This is a genomic window from Polyangiaceae bacterium (assembly GCA_015075635.1).
GTDB lineage: Bacteria > Myxococcota_A > Polyangia > Polyangiales > Polyangiaceae > JADJKB01.
The window spans coordinates 505,457-524,446 of sequence record JABTUA010000001.1; the positions used below are offsets into that span (position 1 = coordinate 505,457).

The following is an 18,990-nucleotide window of genomic DNA, read 5'->3' on the forward strand; positions in this document are numbered from 1 at the left end:
GACTCGGGCCCCGATCTCGGCTACGGCCCGAGGTTCCCCATGACGACCCCCAGCGAGGCGCCGATCCACCCGGCGGACATGCGCGAGCTCACGCTCCGCGCCGTCCTGACCGGCATGCTGCTCGGCGGCGTGCTGTCGGTCTGCAACATCTACGCGGGGCTGAAGATCGGCTGGGGCATGAACATGAGCGTGACCGCGGCGCTGCTCGGCTTCGCGCTGTGGAAGGGGCTCCAGGTGGCGGGTGCGCGGCAGTTCACCATCCTCGAGTGCAACCTGAACCAGACCTCGGCCTCTGCGGCGGCGGCCGTGTCGTCCGCGGGCCTCGTCGCGCCCATCCCCGCGCTCACCATCATGACCGGCTACCAGTACTCGTGGCACGTGCTGGCAGCCTGGACGACGAGCGTGATGCTGGTGGGAATCGTCGCCGGCATCGGCCTGCGCCGCCAGCTCCTGGTGGTGGACAAGCTGCCGTTCCCCGGCGGCATGGCATCGGCGGAGACGCTCAAACAGATCTACGCGAAGGGCAAGGAGGCCATGGCGCGCGTGCGCGTGCTGGGCATCGGCGCGGTGCTCGCCAGCGCCGGCGCGCTGGTGGTCGAATACGCGAAGATCCCGAAGTGGGCCCCGCCCATCGCCTGGGCCGCGCCCGCGCCGGTGGCCGCGAAAGGCATCGCCAAGGTCTCGCTGACCAACCTGGGCTTCGCCATCGATCCTTCGCCGCTGATGGCCGCCGTCGGCGTGCTGGTGGGGTTCCGCGCGGCGGCCTCGCTGTTCCTGGGCTCGGTCGTCGCCTACGGCGTGCTCGGGCCCTACGTGCTCGAGCACGGCTGGGCGCTGCCCACGCCGAAGATCGCCGACAAGCCCTGGTACACGCCGCTCCTGTCCTGGCTGCTCTGGCCGGGGGTGGCGATGATGGTCACCTCGTCGCTCACCTCCCTGGCCTTCTCCTGGCGCTCCATGGTGCGGGCATTCTTGCCGGGCTCGAAGGGCAAGCAGGACGAGACCGAGGTGGCGGCGGCGGGCTCGCGCCTCACCGACGTCGTACCGATGAAATGGTTCCTGGGCGCGCTGGTCGTGGTGACCCTCTTCGCGACCTTCACCCAGGTCACGTTCTTCGCCATCGCCGCCTGGACCGCGGTGCTCGGCGTGCTCCTGACCTTCGTCCTGGCCATCGTCACGGGGCGCGTGACCGGCGAGACAAACGTCACGCCCGTGGGCGCCATGGGCAAAGTCACGCAGCTGATGTTCGGCGTCATCCAGCCCGGCAAACTCGCCGCCAACCTGATGAGCGCGAACGTGACCGGAGGCGCGGCCTCGCAGACCGGCGACCTCTTGCACGACATGAAGACCGGGCTCCTGCTCGGAGCGTCCCCGCGGCGGCAGGCGATCGCGCAGTTCTTCGGCACGCTGAGCGGCGCGCTGATCGGCTCGGCGGCGTACCTGGTGCTGGTGCGGGACGCCAAGACCATGCTGCTCACCGACGAGTGGCCGGCACCCGCCGTCGCTTCCTGGAAGGCGGTGGCGGAGCTGTTCGCGAAGGGCCTGGCGGCGATGCCGCCCGGCGCGCTGACGGCGATGTGGATCGGCGCGGTCGCCGGCATCGTCTTGGCGATCCTCGAGAAGCGGCTGCCGCCGGCGCTCGCCAAGTGGGTGCCGAGCCCGTCGAGTATGGGTCTTGGCTTCGTCATCCCGGCCTATCAGGGCTTGTCCATGCTGCTCGGCGCGAGCCTCGCGCTGCTCGTCGGCAAGCGCAGCCCGACCTGGGCGGAGCGCTTCCTGATCGTGCTGGCGAGCGGCTTCATCGCCGGCGAGAGCCTCACTGGCGTGGGCATCGCGCTGCACAAGATGCTGGGCGGCTGAAGCTCAGGGCGAGGGCGACTGTGGAGCTGGACCGGCCGGCGTCTTGTTGCAGTCGATGAGCGGCGGGTTCGGAGGATTGCTCCCGACGTACTCGTCCAGCGTCCAGGTCGAGCCGGTCAAGTCGAAGCTGAGCGGCTGGGTGAGCTGCCCGGAACCGGTCCCGCAATAGAAGGCCTCCTGGCCGCAGAGCTTCCCGGTCAAGGTCACGTCCGCTTGGACCTCGCTTCCGGAGATGGGGTTCGCGTTCCCTGGCAGCGTGAGCCCGACGACTCCAGCCGAGAAGGAGCCGTCGGCGCCGAGGTTCCCGGACAACCCCACGGCGCTGCCGGCCGGCGTCTTGCGATCGTAGGCGTCCAGCGCCGTGACCGTCAGCACGAGCTTCGGCGGCGAACCTTCGACCGACACGTCCGACACGAACAGGAACGGCTTGTCCGGGCTGAGCGGTGTCGAAAACGTGAGCAGGTAGGTCCCGTAGTCGCCTGGCGCCGGCGCGCACGAACCGCCGCCGCTGCCGCCGCCACCGCCGCTCGGCGCGCCGCCGCCACCCGGTAAACCGCCACCGCCGGGCATGCCGCCACCGCTCGGCATGCCGCCGCCGCTCGGGCCGCCGCCCATGCCGCCGCCGGCACCTCCACCACCGCCGGCGCCCGAGACGCCGCCGCTCGAGCCGGAGCCCCCGCAGGCGCCCAATGTGGCCAAGAAGCACCCGACTACCAAGACGCTCGAAACACGCATGTCTACCTCACTGCTTCCGGATCTCGTCGATGCTGCGGACGAAGCGCTCGAGCTCCTCGTCCGTCGTGTAGAAGTGCGGGCTCGCCCGGATGCCGCAGCGCGGGCGGTAGTCGTGGAGCATGTCCCGCGCGAGGAGTGCCTTGCTCACGGCTTCAGCGCCGTCGAAATCGAAGCAGATGGTGCCGCCGCGCTCGTCGTCCTTCTCCGGCGTGTTCACCTTGAAGCCGCGCTCGCGCACCAGGGAGCGCAGCAGCGTGGTCTGCCGCAGCGACTTCTCGCGGATGTTCTCCACGCCGGCCTCGAGGATGGTCTCCCAGCCCGCGCGCGCGCTGTACAACGCCGGGATGGCGGGCGTGCCGCCGACCAAACGCCAGCGATTGTCCGCGTAGGTGATGGGGCCGGGCTCGAAGGCGAAGGGACGCGCGTGGCCGAACCAGCCGGTGCTGGCCGGGCGCAGCGACTCGCGGAGCTTCGGGCTCACGTAGAGGTAGGCGCAGCCCGGGCCGCCGCAGGCCCACTTCACGCTGCCACCGCAGGCCATGTCCACGCCCCACTCGGCGAGCGCGAGCGGGATGGTGCCGGCGCTCTGGTACACGTCCAAGAGGACCAGCGCGCCGACCGAGTGCGCCTTCTTCACGATGGCGCGCACGTCCTTCACGCCGCTGGAGCGGAAGAGAACGTGGCTGACCGGCACGAGCAGGGTGCGCTCGTCGATGGCGGTGAGCAGCTCCTCCATCGGGGCGTGGACGCCGTCGCTCTTCACGACCACCACGTCGGCGCCGCGCCGGCGCTGCTCCTGCCACACGTAGTCCACGGTGGAGAAGTTCATGTCGGTGTAGACGACCTTGTTGCGCGGCGGCGAAAAGTCGAAGCACGAGGCCACCATCGCCTGCACCGTCGAGACGTTCTGGTTCACCACGACCGAGCCGGCCTCCACACCGAGCACCTTCACGATCAGATCGCCCACCGCCTCGACCTGAGGCAACCAGTGTCGGCTCCAAGCCTCTATGGAGTCGTTCTCCCACTGATCCAGGAAGGCCTCGACGTGGGCGCGCGCGCGGCGCGGCATCGCCCCCAGGGAGTGGCTGATCAGGTGGGTCTTCTTCGCGAGCGTGGGGAACTCGCCGCGCAGGGCGAGCAGGCGCGCCTCGTCGGTCATGGCGCGGCGAGCTTAGCGCTTCAGGCGCGACACCGCGCCAGGATCTCGCTCGGGGTCGCCGAGTCGGAGAGCCCTTCCAGCAGCTGATCCGCCGGCGACCGGCCTGCCTCGACCAGCTTCTGGAGCTTCGTCAGGTGGACGCGCTCGTCCTGCCCCGACGAGCTTTGGCGGGCCCGGGCCGCGAGCCCGCTCATCGCGATGTCGATGAGCTCGACGGCGAGCTCCCGGGCGGAGCGCTGCCCGATCTTGGCGCCGAGCCCGAGTCGGACCAGGTCGGGACGCGCCGCTTGCACCTCGGCGAGCGTGAACGTCGCGGCGAAGGCCCGCGCCCGCGCGAGCGCCGCCTCGTCGTACAAAAGCCCCGTGTAGAGCGCGGGCACCGAACAGGCGAGATCCGTGGGCAGCGAGTCGCAGGGCCGCACCTCGAAGGTGCTCTTGATGCGCGCCTCCGGGAACAGCGTGTTCACGTGGAGCTTCCAGTCGGCGTAGCTGGCGCGGTGCCCCTCGAACCCGTTCTGCATGAAGTCGCGGAAGGTCTGGCCGGTGTTCGCCACGACCTGCCCCTGGCGCTTGAACAGGAACATCCCCGCGTCGAGCGCCCACTCCACGTAGTCGCGATAGCGGAGCTCCGGCTTGCCCCACAGGGACGGGATCAAGCCGGAGCGGCTCGGGTCCATGTTCAGCCAGACCTCGCCGCGCACGCTCTTCTTGCCGGCGAGCTTGCCCTCCTTGAACGGAGAGTTCGCCGTCATGGCGTTGATCAGCGGTGCCAACACCAGGCCCACGTAGAGCTTGGCCATGGCGTCGGCTTCGTCCGAAAAGTCGAGGTTGGCCTGCACCGTGGCCGTGCGCCGCATCATGTCGAGGGCGCCCGCGCCCTTCGTGGGCAGGTAGCGCTGCATGATGCCGTAGCGCTGCTTGGGCACCCAGGGCAGCTCTGCCTGCCGCGCGAGCGGGTGGAAGCCCACGCCCAGCCAGCACAGGCTCATCTCGTTGCTGATCTCCTCGAGCTCGCGCATGTGGCCGCGGAGCTCGGCGCAGATCTGGTGGATGTTCTCCGCCGGAGCGCCCGACAGCTCGAGCTGCGCGCCCGGCTCCAGCGTGATCGACGCCAGCTCACGCTCGAGCGAGATGACGGGTCCGCCCGGGTGCTCGCTCTGCGGGGCCCAGCCGTGCGCAGCGAGCGCCTCGAGCACCCGGAGCACGCCGTGCTCGCCCTCGTATTGCAGCGGGTGCCCGTCGAGGGAGCCAACGCCGAACTTCTCCACCTCGATGCCGACGCGCCACTCCGACCTGGGCTTCTCCACCGAACGGAACACCTCTTCCAGCTCGTCCAGCTCTCGGACGGGGCGGTCGGCGGCGGGGTCTTGGTCGATCTTGCCCATGGCGCGGATACGGCTTTATCGCACGGCGAGTATCACACGCAGAGCCCGCAAGCGAGACGAGCATGGAAGCCGGATGCCCGGCAAGACACCCGACGCTTGCTCAGTGATGGAGCACGGAGAGCATCAGGCCCAGCGAGAACGTGGACGCGGTGATGTCGCCGGCGTCGTCGCTCTTCTTGGTGATGGCCCCGCCTGCGCGGACCAGCCCGCCGATGGCCCACTCGTCCGCGACCCAGGCGTCGTACCCGGCCCAAGCAGCGCCGCCGAAGCCGGTCAGCGTGTCGGTCTCGTCCTCGCCGCTCAGGTCCTCGACGGCGAGGGCGGCGAAGCCGACCGCAGCGCCCATGTGGAAGCCGCCCTTGGGATCGAAGAAGCCATCCACGAACGGGCCGAGCAGCGAGAAGCTCACGTTCGTGTCGCCGAGGGAGCGGCCTCGCACCTCGACGCTGTGGGAGACGCCGGCTTCGTTGAGCAGCGCGCCGCCGAGCGCCAAGCCCTTGCTGGGCGTGCCGCCCACGAGCACGTCGAGCGCCAAGCTGCCGCCGTGGGACTCGGCGGAGCCCGGTCCCAGATCGTAGTCGTTGCCCAGCGCGCCGACGCCCAGGTTCACCCGCAGGTAGAAGCCGTCGTGGACGTGGTACGAACGCTGCACGGGCGGCGCCTGCTCCTCGACTCGGAGGTCGATCTTCGGTGCTTCTTCCGCCAGCGCCCGGGTTGCCGCGAGCGCGACACAGCACGAAATGCCCAGCGTGAGCGCGAGCCTCATGGCGTCCGGTCTAGCAGAACGAAGCGGCGAATCAACGGGCGCGACGGGCCCCGCAAGCCTTGCGTGAACGCGGGTCTTTTCCCCGTGGCCGGTCGGTATCAAGCTTCAGCCATGACGCTCGCTCGCCTCGGACTTTTCTTCGCCTGCTTCTCTTGTCTCGCGCTCGGCGCCTGCGGTGGCCCGCAAGCCGTGCGCGGCGAGCAAGTCGAGGGGCTCGACGACGAAGCCATGAGCACCGGCCTCGACAAGCGCGACCTTCAGAAGATGCTGCAAGAAAACATGAAGGCGATGCAGAGCTCGGCGGTGATCCAGCGCTGGCAGAAGGAGAACCGCCCGACGCTGGCGGTGATGCCGCTCCGCAACGAGACCAGCGAGCACGTGGACGCGGCGCTCGACTCGCTGCTCAGCGACATCGAGACCACGCTGGTGAACGCGGGGCACGTGCAGGTGGTGAGCCTGGAGCGCCAGCCGCAGATCGTCGAGGAGGTGCGCCGGCAGTACTCCGACGCCTTCGACCCCGCGGCGGTGGCCCGCTGGGGCAAGCAGATCGGCGCGAAATACTTCGTCACCGGCAAGGTGTTCAGCGCCGACGAGCGGCAGGACGAGGAGCGGCGCGTGCAGTACTTCCTGTTCTTGCAGGTGCTGGACGCGGAGACCGGCGCCATCCTGTTCCAGAACAAGACCAGCCTGACCAAGGCCATCGTGAAGTGAAGCTCTGGCTCGCCGTCGCAGCGCTCGTGCTCGCGGGCTGCGCGAGCCACTCGGACAAGACCAAGGAGGCCCGCAGCGCCCTGGACGCCGGGCAGCCCAAGCGCGCGCTCGAGCTCTACAACGAAGCGCTCGAGGTGGATCGCGCGGAGCAGCTGCCCAAGGAGCTCGGAGGCGACAAGATCCTGTTCGTGCTCGATCGCGCCATGGTGCTGCAACAGCTCGATCGCTACGAGCTCTCCAGCCGCGATCTTCAGACGGCCGACAAGCAGATCGAGATCCTGGACCTGTCGGGCGGCGCCGCCGCGGATCTGGGCCGTTACCTGTTCTCGGACGACACCGGACCCTACCGTGCCCCGGCCTACGAGAAGCTGATGATCAACACCATGAACATGGTGAACTACCTGGTGCGCGGCGATCTCTCCGGCGGGCGCATCGAGGCGCGGCGCCTGGCGGTGATGCAGAAGTACCTGGCGGACCGCAAGGACCCGAGCGAGAGCCTGGTGGGTGCGGGCAGCTACCTCGCCGGCTTCGTGTTCGAGAAGAGCGGCCGCGCGCAGGAGGCGCTGCGCTACTACGACGAGGCGTTGAAGTACGGGAGCTACCGCTCGCTGGAGGAGCCGGTGAAGCGCCTGGCGGAGAGCGCGAGCTATCGCTCGCCGCGCATCCGCGCCATCTTGGGCGAGCAGGATCCGACGCTGACACCGCCGCCCCAGCCGCCGGCCGAGGGCGAGGAAGAGGAGGCGGAGCAGGCGCCGCCGCCGAAGCCGGCTGCACCGGACAAGCGCGAGCTCGCCGAGCTCTTGGTGATCGTGAGCTTCGGGCGCGTACCGGCGAAGGTCGCCAAACGCGTGCCCATCGGTCTGGCGCTGACCTGGGTCTCCGGCGATCTCGCCCCGCACGATCGACAGCGCGCGAGCGCGCTCGCGGCCCAGGGCCTGGTCACCTGGGTGAACTACCCGGAGCTCGGCAAGGCGCGCGGCAAGTACGACGTACCGGAGTTCGCCCTCGACGGCAGCTGGCAGCGGCTGGAGGGCATCGTCGCGGTGGATCGGGAGGCCGAGCGCGCCTGGGAGAACGCCAAGGGTGCGGTGGTCGCCAGCGCCATCACCCGGCTCATCGCACGCGTCGCGGCGGGGGAGGTCGTGCGGCGCGGCTCCGGCGGCGGCGCGCTGGGCATGCTGCTCAGCCTGGGCACGCAGGCGACCATGGTCGCCGCCGACACGCCGGACACGCGCAGCTGGTCCACGCTGCCGGCGCGCATCGCCTTTGGTCGCGTCTGGGTGAAGCCCGGCACGCACACCGTGTGGCTCGGCGCGCGCAGCGTCGGGAAGAGTCAACGCATCACGCTCCGGAAGGGCGGCTTCGGTGTGGTGAACTTGACGGTGCTGCACTGAGCGAGTCAGCGCGACGCCGGAATCGACGGGTGGAGCGGCGTCAGCTCCTCGACCAGCGCGCGCGTGTACGCTTCGGTGGTACCCGCTCCGCCGCCGATGATGCGGGCGCCGTTCGAGTCGAGCTCGAGCGCGCGAGCAGCCCAGCGCACCGGATCGACTTCCACTGTCCCGGCTCCGTCTACTGCGTCTCGACGTCAGCACAGCAACGGAAGCCGATGTCGTACGACACATCGTGCGCCGGCGGGACGACGGGATCGCAGGTCACGGCAGTCACGGCCATCGAGCCAAAGCCGTGCATCGCACAGCCCTTCCCGGGCGTCTCACACTCCGCCGTCCATTCCTGGACGCTCCCCACGAGATCGTAGATCTCCGCAAAGGCGCCGGTCGCGCCATGACACAGGCTGCCGGACACGTCGGTGACGTCCCGCGCCGCGGGCCCCTTCTGCTGAATCGCGACGGCGTCGATGCAGCGTCCCGCGGTGTAGCTGTCGCCCCAGGGGTACTTACTCGACCCCTGGACCGTGCAGGCGTTGGCCCACTCGCTCTGGTCGGGGTCGCTCATGGTCTGCGTCGTGCCCATTCCACCGCCGACCTGGCCGCACAGGCGCTTTCCCGCCCACGCGCAGTACGCGGTCGCGTCGCACCAGTCCACGCATCCCACGGCCCGATTGGGAAAGCTCACCGGGTCGTAGCCGCGAGCGTCGCACTCCCCCTCCACGACCTCCGAGGCGTCCGGCTTGACGAAGGGCGCCATCCACTCGACGTTCCAGTCGCATGCGGCGATCTGGCCCGACGTGTCGCCACCCTTGGCTTGGATGAACTCCGAATACTCGCCGGCGGTGACCTCGCGCTGATCCATGCAGTACTCGAGCCCGGCCTTGGTCGCGAGCTTCACCAGCTTCGCCCCGTGCAGCGCCTTCGTGCACGCGGTCTGTGGAGCAACGTCCGACTTCGCATCGGGAGGCGGCGCGTCACTCGGCGCATCGACCTGCGCGTCGGGCAGGGGCTCCGCCTTCACCTGGTCCGCGCCGGTCTTGCCGCAGGCCGTCGCGACGACTGCGCAAGCGAGAATGAGTAGGAGGTTCTTGTGTGCCATGTCGAGCTCACTCCCATGCATTACAGGATTACCGCGCGTTGCGTGCCGATCGTCCGCGTCTGGAAGCTGGTGTATCCGGATTCGGACGTGATCCAATTGATGGTCATGCTGTCAGGCTCGACAACCAGAATTTCGGACTTGCCGTCGCCCGTCATGTCGGCGACGCCGACCACGATGGGATGAAATCCCTGATAGCTACCTCCCAGGACGCTAGGAACCCAGACGATGAGCTTCGTCGCGCTTGGCATAACGCGTGGCACCCACGCGCAACCGCTGCACTGAGCGAGTCGCCGCGGGGCGTGCTAGATTTGGTGCGTGATTCGCGATCCGCTGAACGAGGAGACCTTCATCCGGGTCGTCGGCCGTCGGAGCCAGGCACCCATCGGACAGCCGCCCTCGCCGGCCGCACGGGACGCTTTGACGCGCATGGCCCGCTACCGCACCCGCGCACCGAAGGGCATCTTTCGTTACCAAAGTCACGAGGAAGCCAACGCCGACCGGCAGCGCTGGACGGTCGATGCGGTCGTCGAGAACCAGCGGTGATCCTTGGCTGACGACGAGCGCTTCACACGTCCGGCCACCTGGGAGGACGTGATTCGCTTGGCAGAGCTCTTCGCGAAGCACGGGGTCGCCTGGGCGTTGATCGGCGGGTACGCCATCGCGGCCCACGGTTTCGTGCGCTTCTCGGAGGACGTCGACGTGCTCGTCGATCCGTCACCCGAGAACGCAAGGCGATGGATAGCGGCGCTCTCGGAGCTCCCCGACCATGCCGCGCGCGACCTCGCCGGCCAGGAGCGCCTGTTCGTCGACGAGGGTCCGTATGCCATCCGGGTGAACGACGAGTTCACGGTGGACGTGATGCCGGCCGCGTGTGGCCACGGGTGGGAGGAGCTGGCTCCGCACATCGAAGCGCGAGAGGTCGATGGGGTTGCCATTCCGGTGCTCGGTCTCGCGGGCCTGCTCCTGACCAAGCAGGGAATGCGAGACCGCGACCGGGCGGACGCAGCCGTGCTGCGGGCCGCCCTCGAGCGTCTCCGCGGCGAGTCCGGGTGAACCCCGGAAGCGTCAGCGCGACGCCGGAATCGACGGGTGCAGCGCCGTCAGCTCCTCGACCAGCGCGCGCGTGTACTCTTCGGTCGTACCCGCCCCACCGCCGATGATGCGGGCGCCGTTCGAGTCGAGCTCGAGGGCGCGGGCGGCCCAGCGGCCCGGATCGACTTCCGCTGTCCCGGCTCCGTCTACTGCGTCTCGACGTCAGCACAGCAACGGAAGCCGATGTCGTACGACACATCGTGCGCCGGCGGGACGACGGGATCGCAGGTCACGGCAGTCACGGCCATCGAGCCAAAGCCGTGCATCGCACAGCCCTTCCCGGGCGTCTCACACTCCGCCGTCCATTCCTGCACGCTCCCGACGAGATCTTGGTGTCCAGCAGGTGCCGAGCGCATAGTGACCGAGCATCGCGTCGCACCTTCAGCAGATCCGCCCGGAATCGTCGCCGGGTGCAGAGCGACGCGTCCCCTCCAGCCGCGTGAGCGCGAGCCTGAGGAGCGACGCTGCGAGAGTTGCCAGGACCTTCCTGCTCGCGCTCACCGGCTAAGGAGGGGACCGCGGAGCGAAGCGACGCGAGGGGAGGCAGGAGAAGCCGACACGCGGACACGCGCAGCTGGTCCACGCTGCCGGCGCGGGTGGCCTTCGGCCGCGTCTGGGTGAAGCCCGGCACGCACACGGTGTGGCTCGGCGCGCGCAGCCTCGGCAAGAGTCAGCGCATCACGCTCCGGAAGGGCGGCTTCGGCGTGGTGAACCCGACGGTGTCGAACTGAACGATCGGTCGGGCGCCCTGGTCACCGGCGCACGAGCCGCGCGCTAGGGACTAGCCTCCTCGCGCGCGTTCGAGTTAGCCTCCGCGGTCATGCTTCGCGACAAGTATCACCTGCTCACCCTGCCCCTCGCCGCGCTCTTCCTCGGCGGATGTCCCGACCCGAACCGGCCCGGGGCATCCGGTCCGAGCGTGGCGGACATCCGCAAATCCGAGGCCGTCTACGTGATCGAGGCCAAGGGCCACCCGCTGATCGTGGACTGGCAGCCCGAGCATCGCGGCGACCTCGAGGTGGCCATGCGCGAGGGCGTGGCGGTGGTGGGCTACGACGCGAACGGGCTCCGGCTGCTCAAGGACTGCCACATCGACGGCAGCTACGGCTTCATCGGCGTGAACACCAAGGAGCAGCTCATCAAGCTCCAGAGCGCCGACGAGGTGAAGGCGAACTTGCCCGCCGGCGGCATCGGCATCCTGGCCAGCCTGGGCGCCGAGCTGGGCAAGAGCAGCGAGATCGACATCGCGATCATCATGGTCGGCAAGAAGAAGACGACCTGGGCGAACGCCTCGCGCAAGGATCTGAAGGGCAGCTGTGCCGGCGCATCTCACTTCGTGCGCGGCGCCACCATCGGCGCCTTCGCGCTGCGCAGCGCCGCAAAGGGGCAAGCCCGCACCGCTGCCGAGGTCTTCGGCGCCGGCGTCTCCGCGAGCTTCAAGGACAGCAAGCAGCTCCAGAGCATCGACGGCGCGCTGGAGGCGTGCCGTCAGGCTTCCCCCGACGCCAACGGTCCGCCGCCACAGTGCGGCGCGCTGCTCCGGCTCGAGCTGGTGCGCCTGGACGAAGGCGCTTCGACCAAGCCCGCAGCCGACAAGCCCGCAATCGAGGCCAAGCTGACCTCGGAGGCCGAGGTCTGTCCCCAGGGGTTCGTCTTCGCCGAGGGCAAGTGCACCAAGCCCACCGCGGATCTGCCCCACGCCTGCAAGCTCGGAGACGTGCGGGACTGCAGCGTGCAGTGCGAGCGCGGCAGCATGGAGAGCTGCGACACGCTCGGGAACATGTTCGTCTCGGGTCAAGGGGTGAGCGCGAGCGCCACCGAGGCCGTGAAGCTCTTCGCCAAGGCGTGCCAAGGCGGCCTCGGCAACGGTTGCTACAACCTGGGAGTGATGCTCCAGAACGGCAACGGCGTCGCCAAAGACGAAGGCAAGGCGGTGCAGCTCTACGCGGCGGCTTGCAAGGACGGCGTCGCGATGGGGTGCAGCAACGCGGGGCGCTCCACGCTGTGGGGCATGGGGGTGAACAAGGACGCGGCGCTGGGCGTCAAGCTGCTGGAGCTGGGCTGCAACGGCGGCGACGAGCATGCGTGCAGCGATCTCGGCGTGATGATGCTCGGCGGGATCGGCGGCCTGACCCAAGACGAGCGCAAGTCGGTGCAGCTCTTCAAGCGCGCCTGCGACGGCAACGTCCCGACCGGGTGCACGAACCTGGCCTACATGGTCGAGTTCGGTCGCGGCGTGCAGAAGAACGCGGCGCTGGCTGCGGAGATCTACTCGCGCGCCTGCGACGCCCATCCTTCGGCCTGCGCGGTGCAAGGGATCGCGCTGATGTACGACCTGGGCGGTCGCAAGAAGGACTCGAAGCGGTCGGGCGCCGAGCTCCAGAAGGCCTGCGAGCTGAGCGTCAAGGCGGGCGCCGCGTCGAACTCGGGTGAGCTCCTGGCCTGCATCCTGCGCAACGAGCTGTACGGCGACAAGTACAAGGTCGACATGCAGATGGCCGACGGCGCGGTTCAGACCTGGGCCGAGACCTGCAAGGCGGGGACGGCGCGAGACTGTACGGGCCTCGGCGTGGTGCTCTGGGGCGTGGGCAAGCGCGAGGAAGCCAAGAAGCTGGTCAAGCTCGGCTGCAGCATGGGCGACGCCTGGGGCTGCGAGCTCGCCAAGCTCGGCCCGCTGCGCTGAGGCTCGGCCTTCGAAGGGCTCGGCGCTCCGCCGAGCCGCCCAAGAACGCGCGCGCTCCGGGGTTCCAACCCGCCGAGAACGAACAACGGCTCGGCGGCGGTCCGAGGAGACCGGAGGTCGTGCGATGAAGTGGACGTGTGTCTTCGGCGTGTGCCTAACGCTCGCGGGGCTGTCGAGCAGCGCGCGCGCGAGTCAATGCCTGGGTCCGGAGGCGAGCGCGGCGCTCACGAGCTGCCCCGCCGAGGCCAAGAAGGTGCGGGCCGGCGCGCGCGCTCCAGTCAGCATGAAGTCGCTGCCGGCTCCGAAGAAGGCAGCTGAAAAGCCCCCGCCTCCGCCGCCGGTGCCCCCCGACGATCGCGACGCGCGCAACGCCAAGAAGAAGCTGCGATCGCTGTCGCTCCTGATCCAAGAAACGCACGGGCTCGAGCGTCTCTTGAAGCGGACGAGCAAGAAGAGCCCCGATCACCTCCAGCTCCAGAAGCGTCTGGCCGACGACTACGCGGAGATCGAGGCGGTCGCGCGCGCGGCGGGCGACCAGGCGGAGCGCGACATCGCGCGCCACAAGGCCAAGAACGCGAAGGCCACGGCCAAGGCGCGCGCCGAAGCGGCGCGAGCGAAGAAGACGGTGCTCTCCGCTCGCGCCAACGCCATCCGCCAGTACCGCGCCATCAAGGCCGACCACCCGAGCTACGCGAAGCTCGACGAGGTGCTGTATTACCTGGCGTACGAGCACGAGCAGGCGGGGGACGCCGCTTCGGCGCGCAAGGTCTACCTCGAGCTGATCGAGAAGGCTCCGAAGAGCGGCTACGTGCCGCGGGCGTACCTGGCCTTCGGCGAGCTGTTCTTCCACGAAGCCATCGGAGACCCGAGCAAGTGGCCCCTGGCCGAGCAGGCGTACCGCGAAGCCGCCAAGTACCCTCCTCCTGGCAACGCGGTGTACGGCATCGCGCGTCACAAACTGGCGTACGTGTACTGGAACCAAGCCGACCTGCCTCGGGCGCTCAGTGAGCTGAAGGCGGTGATCGAGTGGGGGACGCGCTACGCTTCGCTGCCCAACGCGCGGGCGCTCGGCCGGTCGGCCCGTCGTGACAGCGTGGCGGTGTACGCCGCGAGCGGCGCGGCGGAGCGCGCGTTCTCGTTCTTCGAGCCGCTGGCCGGCGCGGAGACGCTCGCGCTGCTCGAAGAGCTCGGCGTCGCGTACCTGGACATCGGGCGCTACGCCGAGGCGGTCACGCTGTACCGGGAGCTCGCCCGGAGAAACCCCGGACCGCGGGAGTGCCACTACCAGGGTCAGGTCACCCTCGCGACCCAGGCCCAGAAGAGCTCGGACAAGGACGCGATCGGCCGGGAGCTGTCGCGGCTATTGGGCGAGCGCGACAAGCTCGACAAGAGCGACGCTCCCGCCGCCACGAAGCTCGCGTGCGCGAACCAGACCGCCGAGCTGATGAGCGAGACCGCCATGGCCTGGCACCTGGAGGCGGTGGGCTCGGGTGGCGTGCGCGGCACCAACGACCCGCGCACCCTGGACCGAGCCGCGGAGCTCTACGCGAAGATCCTGGCGAGCTTCGCCAAGCAGGACTTCGCGCGCTTCACCTTCCCGCGCTTCGTGCGACAAGACTGGCCGACCCTGGGCAAGATCGCCTACGCGCGCGCCGACCTCTACTACGCCCGGGGGCGTTGGGACGACTGTGCGAAGGCCTTCGACGAGGTGTTCCAGGACAACCCCAAGGGCGCGGACGCGAGCGAGGCGGCCTACGCCAGCCTGCTGTGCCATCAGAAGCTCAGGGATCAGGCACGGAAGGGCCGATCGGACCGGGAGGGACGCGGTCTCGGTCCGGGCTCCAGCCAGGGTCCTGCTTGGCAGACGCTGGCTCCCAAGCCCCTCGGTGCCCTCGATCGCCGCATGCTCGCCGCCTTCGATCGCTACCTGTGCTGGGTCGATCCCGGCCAGGCTGGCGTCGATCAGCACGTCGAGGTCGAGCTCGCGCGGGCTCGGACCTACTACGAGGCGCAGCACTGGGAGGAGGCCGCGATCGCCTTCCGCCACGTAGCGCTCGAGCACGCGAGTCACGAGGCCGGCATCTACGCCGCGCAACTCTACCTCGAAGCGCTGAACGTGCTCGCCACGCGCGCCGAGCCGCCGCGGGCGAGCTGCATCGACGACATGGCCAGGGACGTGCCGAAGCTCTCCGCGCTCTACTGCAAGAGCTCGCGCAAGGACGTGGACGCCGAGCAGTGCGAGGTCCTTGCCCGGGTCGCCATCGGCGTGGAGCGCACGCGCCTGGAGCAGCTGGTCCGGCGCGCCGACGCGCTGCCCTCGGGCTCGAGCGCCGCCATCGCCCTCTACACCCAGGCCGGCGACGGCTACCTCGCGCTCTGGCGCGGCCACTGCGAGGGTCCGCTCGCGAAGGGCGAAAAGCCGAAGCAGTGCGACGGCGCCGCCGAGATCCTGACCAATCTGGCGCGGGCGTACCAGGCCGCGCGCCTGTTGGCGAAGGCGATGCAGGCCCGGGCGGTCTTGCTCGACCCGCGCTACGGCCTGGCGAATACCGAGCACGCCCTGCGCGCCATCTTCGACACCGGCGCCAACTATCAGGCCATCGCCGTCTACGATCGAGCGGCAGATCACTACGAGCTCTACGTCGACAGGATCTGCCAGAAGTCGAGGTGCGGCCCGGACGCGGATCAGGCGCTGTTCGACGCCGCGGTGTTGCGCCTGGGCCTGGGCGCACCCGAGCGCGCGCTGGCCAACGCCGAGCGCTACGAGCGCTGGTTCGGTGGAAAGAACCCGGCCAGGACGGCACAGCTGCGCTTCGCGGTCGCCGCGAGCTTCGGCGAGCGCGGCAAGTGGGACGAGGCCAGGAAGCGGCTGTCCGCCGCGATGGGCCTGATCGACAAGCAGGCCGGCCTGGACGTGCGTGTGCTGGCGCACGCGCTCCTCGGCCGCGCGCTCGTCGAGCAGCGACAGGCAGTCGCAGCGGCGCGGGAGTATCAGCGGGTGCTGGCCCTCTGGTCGGACTCGAAGCGCGCCGCCCAGGAGATCCGCGCGACCGAGCCGGACAGCCAGGTCGCCGAGCGCAAGCTGGGCAGGGCGCTGGAGGCGGTGGGGGAGGCGCAGTTCTTCTTCGCCGAGCAGAAGAAGGCGCGGGTCGATGCGCTGCGCTTCCCCGTCTACAAGGGTCCCGGCACCAAGGAGGCCGTGCGCGAGCACGTCGCCACCAAGGTGAAGGCCTGGGTGCAGGCCAAGCGCCCGCTGATCGAGGACGCCAGCGTCGAGTACCGGAAGGTCGCGAACCTTTCGCCCGCCGCGCCGCCTCGCTGGGTCATCGCCTCGGGGGCGCGGGTCGGACACATGTGGGGCACGTTCGTGAAGGAGTTTCGCGCGGCGCCCATCCCGGACGCGATCCGGCGCGACCCGGAGCTTCGTGCGGCGTATTACGCCGAGCTCGATCGGATGAGTGAGCCACAGAAGCTCGTGGCGCGCTCCGCCTACGACACCTGCCTCTCGTATTCGGTCGAGTACCAGTACTGGGACGACAAGAGCCGCGAGTGCGAGGAGTGGCTGGCCGACAACTACAAGGCCGACTACCACCTGATCGACGAGTTCCGAGGCGCGCCCACCCGCAAGAACGGACCCGAGAGCGAGCGGCCTCGTCCGATCGTGTTGCCGCTCGCGCTCGGAAGGCGGAGGTGACCTCGTCAGAACGCGACGACGTAGATCTCGCTGCCGAAGTCCGTGGCGGAGTCGCCGCCACCGGCCACGCCCGGGGCATGAGCGATCCGGAAGAGGGACCGCGCTTTCGGACCTCGCGGGAGGCGTACGACTGGATCCGCCGGGATCCGGCCTTCGACCCCGCAGAGCTCGTGGTGCTCTACTACGACCACGAGGAGAACCTGGCCGAGGTGGGGCTCGTCGCCTTCGATCCCGAGGGGGAGATCCCGTGGCAACGGGTGCGCGCTCTCGGCTGGAAGGGCCAGCTGGTATGGAATCGCGACGCACGCGTGGATCGCCTCGCGGAGATCCGCGACACGGATCGGTGATGCTCGCGCGAGCCCGTCCTCGTGGCGCCGAGCGGGCGGCGACGGATTACTGGCAGGCGGCTTCGCAGTAGCTCACGAAGCAATTCGACAGCGCGACGGCATCGGCCTCACCGCTCATGTACGCGGAGCAGTACTGCTGCACGCAAGGCCCGGGATCGGCGGCCGACTGGCAATACTGAGAGAAACACTCGAAGTACTTCTGGCACCATGAGCCGGCCTTGCAGGACGCCTGTTCGTTGCAGCAGTTCGCGTCCATGCAGGTCTGGCACGGCTGGGTGTTCATTTCGACTCCACAGCCGGTCTGTCCGCCAACCCCGCCGCTTCCACCTGTTCCGCCCGTCGCGCCGGCGCCGCCTGCTCCGCCCGTACCGGTCCCACCAGCGCCGCCGCCCCCGCCGATCCCCTGCGCACCTTTGATCGAGCACTGAAACGACAAGGTCGCTTGCGCGTGAGGACCGGGGCTCTCGATGTCCCCGCTGAAGTCGGCGGATGACTGCCGAGGGACGAGGTCCTTGCAGGTTGCCGAACCGGCGGCGGTGCTGGCGTCGAGCACCGCGAAGTTCGTGTTGCAGGTCGACGGAATGCCCGCGGTGAAATCGTTGAACCACCAGTAGCTGTGAGCATCGACGTCGATGGTCATTACGAGGCGGTTCTTCGCGCCCAGCGCGTCGTCATAAGTGTCGGTGCGCTGGTGGGGCAGCAGCGAGATCCCCTCGAACCCGGCCAGGAAGCTCTCCGTCGGGTGATTCTGCCCGTAGATGCCGAGGGAGGGCTCACCCGATGTCGTCGAATACAGGCACAACACGTCTTCTCCGGCATACTCGAGTGTCTTCGTGACCGACGCGCTCGTGACGGTCACGCTCAGCGTGCCGGCGACGCTGGCGCCCGTGCCGCCCGTGCCGACACCACCCGCGCCGCCCGTGGCGCTCCCGCCGCCGCCACCGCCAGAGCTCCCGCAACCAGCCATGATTGCGAGGCTGCCCAGAGCGACCAGCAGCCGTCGTGGTCCACGTCCGTCAATCCGCGGCATCCTCCCGACCTCCGTTCCACTCATGGTCCGGGGTCGAGCGCCGAGTTTCAACGGACAGAAATCTGACGAATGTGCGCGGATGTGCGCGCTCAGTCCCGCAGTGCGAGGTAGTAGCCACACCCCGATTTCGCGCTCACCGTGAGGCCGAAGCGCCGCAGCGTCCTCCGCAGACGGCTCACATGCTTGTACGCCGCTGATGGGCTGATGCGCGGGTTTTCGAGCGCGAGCGCCGCCAGTTCCTCCCGCGAAACGACGCCACCCCGACGCTGGGTGAGCAGGCTGAGCAGGCGGCGCTGGCTGCGGCTCAGGGCAACGTCGACTTCCGCACGAGCGCGCGCGAGGCGCGCCGCGATGACCGGCCACGTTCCAGGAACGGAGGTGTCGGTGTCGCGCCCGCCGAGCCGGCGCATCAGCGCAATGGCGTGGGTCACGACCTCGGTTCGAGAAAATGGCTTGGAGACGTAATCGTCGGCGCCATCCACCCGGGCAGTTGCGGCGGTCCGTCGATCAGGGGGGCCAGTGAAGCAGACGCCTCCCGTATGGCCGCCCCGTCGTAGCCGCGCGATGACCTCTGCGCCTTGGTCGCCCACGAGCGCTGTTTCCAGGAATACCAGATCGAAGTCCGATGTCCGCTCTTGCCAGACCTCGTCGAGCGTCGAACGAACGACCACGGCGCTGCCGTACTTGTCGAGTGTGCGCGCCAGGTGCTCGGCCGCGACACGGTCGCGATCGACCACCAGGACAGTCGGCGGCGAGCTGGGCCAGATGGACTCACGGAGGGGACCACCGCCGGGCCGAAGCAGCAGACCTTCAGAAGGGGTGTCGGATTCGCCCACTCGCACCTCCTCGGCCGAACGTCGGCCGAGTCGCGTCTCAACCCGCGCTCGATGGTACCCCGGTACCGCCCAGTTGGCGATAGCGTCGCCCGAAGTCGCCAGCGCTAGCGCGTGCACTTCCCGAACTTGCACCTCAGCTTGCTCGGGGCAGTCCCGCGAGGCGAGTCGCCGCCGCTCGGGTCAAACGCGCGGCCAAGCGCAG

At 69.3% G+C, this 18,990-nt stretch carries 17 protein-coding genes; 8 read left to right on the forward strand and 9 right to left on the reverse strand.

Annotated elements, in window-relative coordinates:
• Window positions 1–39: 39 nt before the first annotated feature.
• The gene (locus HS104_02340) at window positions 40–1,860 is read left to right on the forward strand and encodes an OPT/YSL family transporter (protein ID MBE7478817.1); all 1,821 of its coding nucleotides are present in this window, start codon (window positions 40–42) and stop codon (window positions 1,858–1,860) included.
• 3 nt (window positions 1,861–1,863) lie between these two features.
• On the opposite strand, the gene HS104_02345 is transcribed toward HS104_02340, so the two are convergent.
• The 4 genes from HS104_02345 to HS104_02360 form a co-directional block, all read right to left on the reverse strand.
• Window positions 1,864–2,595 (reverse strand): hypothetical protein, encoded by a 732-nt coding sequence (locus HS104_02345; protein ID MBE7478818.1) that lies wholly within the window; start codon window positions 2,593–2,595, stop codon window positions 1,864–1,866.
• Between the two features lie 7 nt (window positions 2,596–2,602).
• Window positions 2,603–3,754 carry an aminotransferase class V-fold PLP-dependent enzyme gene (locus tag HS104_02350; protein MBE7478819.1) on the reverse strand — a complete coding sequence of 384 codons (1,152 nt, stop codon included), beginning with the start codon at window positions 3,752–3,754 and terminating at the stop codon, window positions 2,603–2,605.
• A gap of 20 nt (window positions 3,755–3,774) precedes the next feature.
• Window positions 3,775–5,139: a glutamate--cysteine ligase gene (locus HS104_02355; GenBank protein ID MBE7478820.1), complete on the reverse strand. Its 1,365-nt coding sequence runs from the start codon at window positions 5,137–5,139 to the stop codon at window positions 3,775–3,777.
• A 100-nt stretch (window positions 5,140–5,239) separates the two neighbouring features.
• Window positions 5,240–5,905, reverse strand: coding sequence for a hypothetical protein (locus HS104_02360; GenBank protein MBE7478821.1), 666 nt, complete (start codon window positions 5,903–5,905; stop codon window positions 5,240–5,242).
• Between the two features lie 111 nt (window positions 5,906–6,016).
• Here HS104_02360 and HS104_02365 point away from each other — a divergent pair, with 111 nt between their 5' ends.
• Window positions 6,017–6,616: a penicillin-binding protein activator LpoB gene (locus tag HS104_02365; GenBank protein MBE7478822.1), complete on the forward strand. Its 600-nt coding sequence runs from the start codon at window positions 6,017–6,019 to the stop codon at window positions 6,614–6,616.
• The gene (locus HS104_02370) at window positions 6,613–8,010 is read left to right on the forward strand and encodes a hypothetical protein (GenBank protein ID MBE7478823.1); all 1,398 of its coding nucleotides are present in this window, start codon (window positions 6,613–6,615) and stop codon (window positions 8,008–8,010) included. The genes HS104_02365 and HS104_02370 overlap by 4 nt, the downstream gene beginning before the upstream one ends.
• A 5-nt stretch (window positions 8,011–8,015) precedes the next feature.
• Here HS104_02370 and HS104_02375 read toward each other — a convergent pair whose 3' ends face one another.
• The 3 genes from HS104_02375 to HS104_02385 are packed head-to-tail and all read right to left on the reverse strand — an operon-like array spanning window position 8,016 to window position 9,279.
• Window positions 8,016–8,174, reverse strand: coding sequence for a hypothetical protein (locus HS104_02375; GenBank protein ID MBE7478824.1), 159 nt, complete (start codon window positions 8,172–8,174; stop codon window positions 8,016–8,018).
• A 14-nt stretch (window positions 8,175–8,188) separates the two neighbouring features.
• On the reverse strand, window positions 8,189–9,106 hold the full coding sequence (locus tag HS104_02380; protein ID MBE7478825.1) for an SUMF1/EgtB/PvdO family nonheme iron enzyme: 918 nt from the start codon (window positions 9,104–9,106) through the stop codon (window positions 8,189–8,191).
• A 20-nt stretch (window positions 9,107–9,126) separates the two neighbouring features.
• Window positions 9,127–9,279, reverse strand: coding sequence for a hypothetical protein (locus HS104_02385; GenBank protein MBE7478826.1), 153 nt, complete (start codon window positions 9,277–9,279; stop codon window positions 9,127–9,129).
• Between the two features lie 142 nt (window positions 9,280–9,421).
• Between HS104_02385 and HS104_02390 the strand changes: the two genes are divergently transcribed.
• From HS104_02390 to HS104_02410, 5 genes are all read left to right on the forward strand, one after another.
• Entirely contained in the window at window positions 9,422–9,649 is a 228-nt protein-coding gene (locus tag HS104_02390; protein MBE7478827.1) for a hypothetical protein, read from the forward strand.
• Window positions 9,650–9,652: 3 nt separating this feature from the next.
• Window positions 9,653–10,159, forward strand: coding sequence for a nucleotidyl transferase AbiEii/AbiGii toxin family protein (locus tag HS104_02395; GenBank protein ID MBE7478828.1), 507 nt, complete (start codon window positions 9,653–9,655; stop codon window positions 10,157–10,159).
• A gap of 859 nt (window positions 10,160–11,018) precedes the next feature.
• On the forward strand, window positions 11,019–12,881 hold the full coding sequence (locus tag HS104_02400; protein MBE7478829.1) for a sel1 repeat family protein: 1,863 nt from the start codon (window positions 11,019–11,021) through the stop codon (window positions 12,879–12,881).
• A gap of 124 nt (window positions 12,882–13,005) precedes the next feature.
• Window positions 13,006–16,575 carry a hypothetical protein gene (locus HS104_02405; GenBank protein ID MBE7478830.1) on the forward strand — a complete coding sequence of 1,190 codons (3,570 nt, stop codon included), beginning with the start codon at window positions 13,006–13,008 and terminating at the stop codon, window positions 16,573–16,575.
• A gap of 77 nt (window positions 16,576–16,652) precedes the next feature.
• A complete protein-coding gene (locus tag HS104_02410) occupies window positions 16,653–16,922 on the forward strand; it encodes a DUF504 domain-containing protein (protein MBE7478831.1) in 270 nt (89 codons plus the stop codon).
• A gap of 46 nt (window positions 16,923–16,968) precedes the next feature.
• On the opposite strand, the gene HS104_02415 is transcribed toward HS104_02410, so the two are convergent.
• Entirely contained in the window at window positions 16,969–17,889 is a 921-nt protein-coding gene (locus tag HS104_02415; GenBank protein ID MBE7478832.1) for a hypothetical protein, read from the reverse strand.
• Between the two features lie 152 nt (window positions 17,890–18,041).
• Window positions 18,042–18,788 (reverse strand): response regulator transcription factor, encoded by a 747-nt coding sequence (locus HS104_02420; GenBank protein MBE7478833.1) that lies wholly within the window; start codon window positions 18,786–18,788, stop codon window positions 18,042–18,044.
• Window positions 18,789–18,990 lie beyond the last annotated feature (202 nt).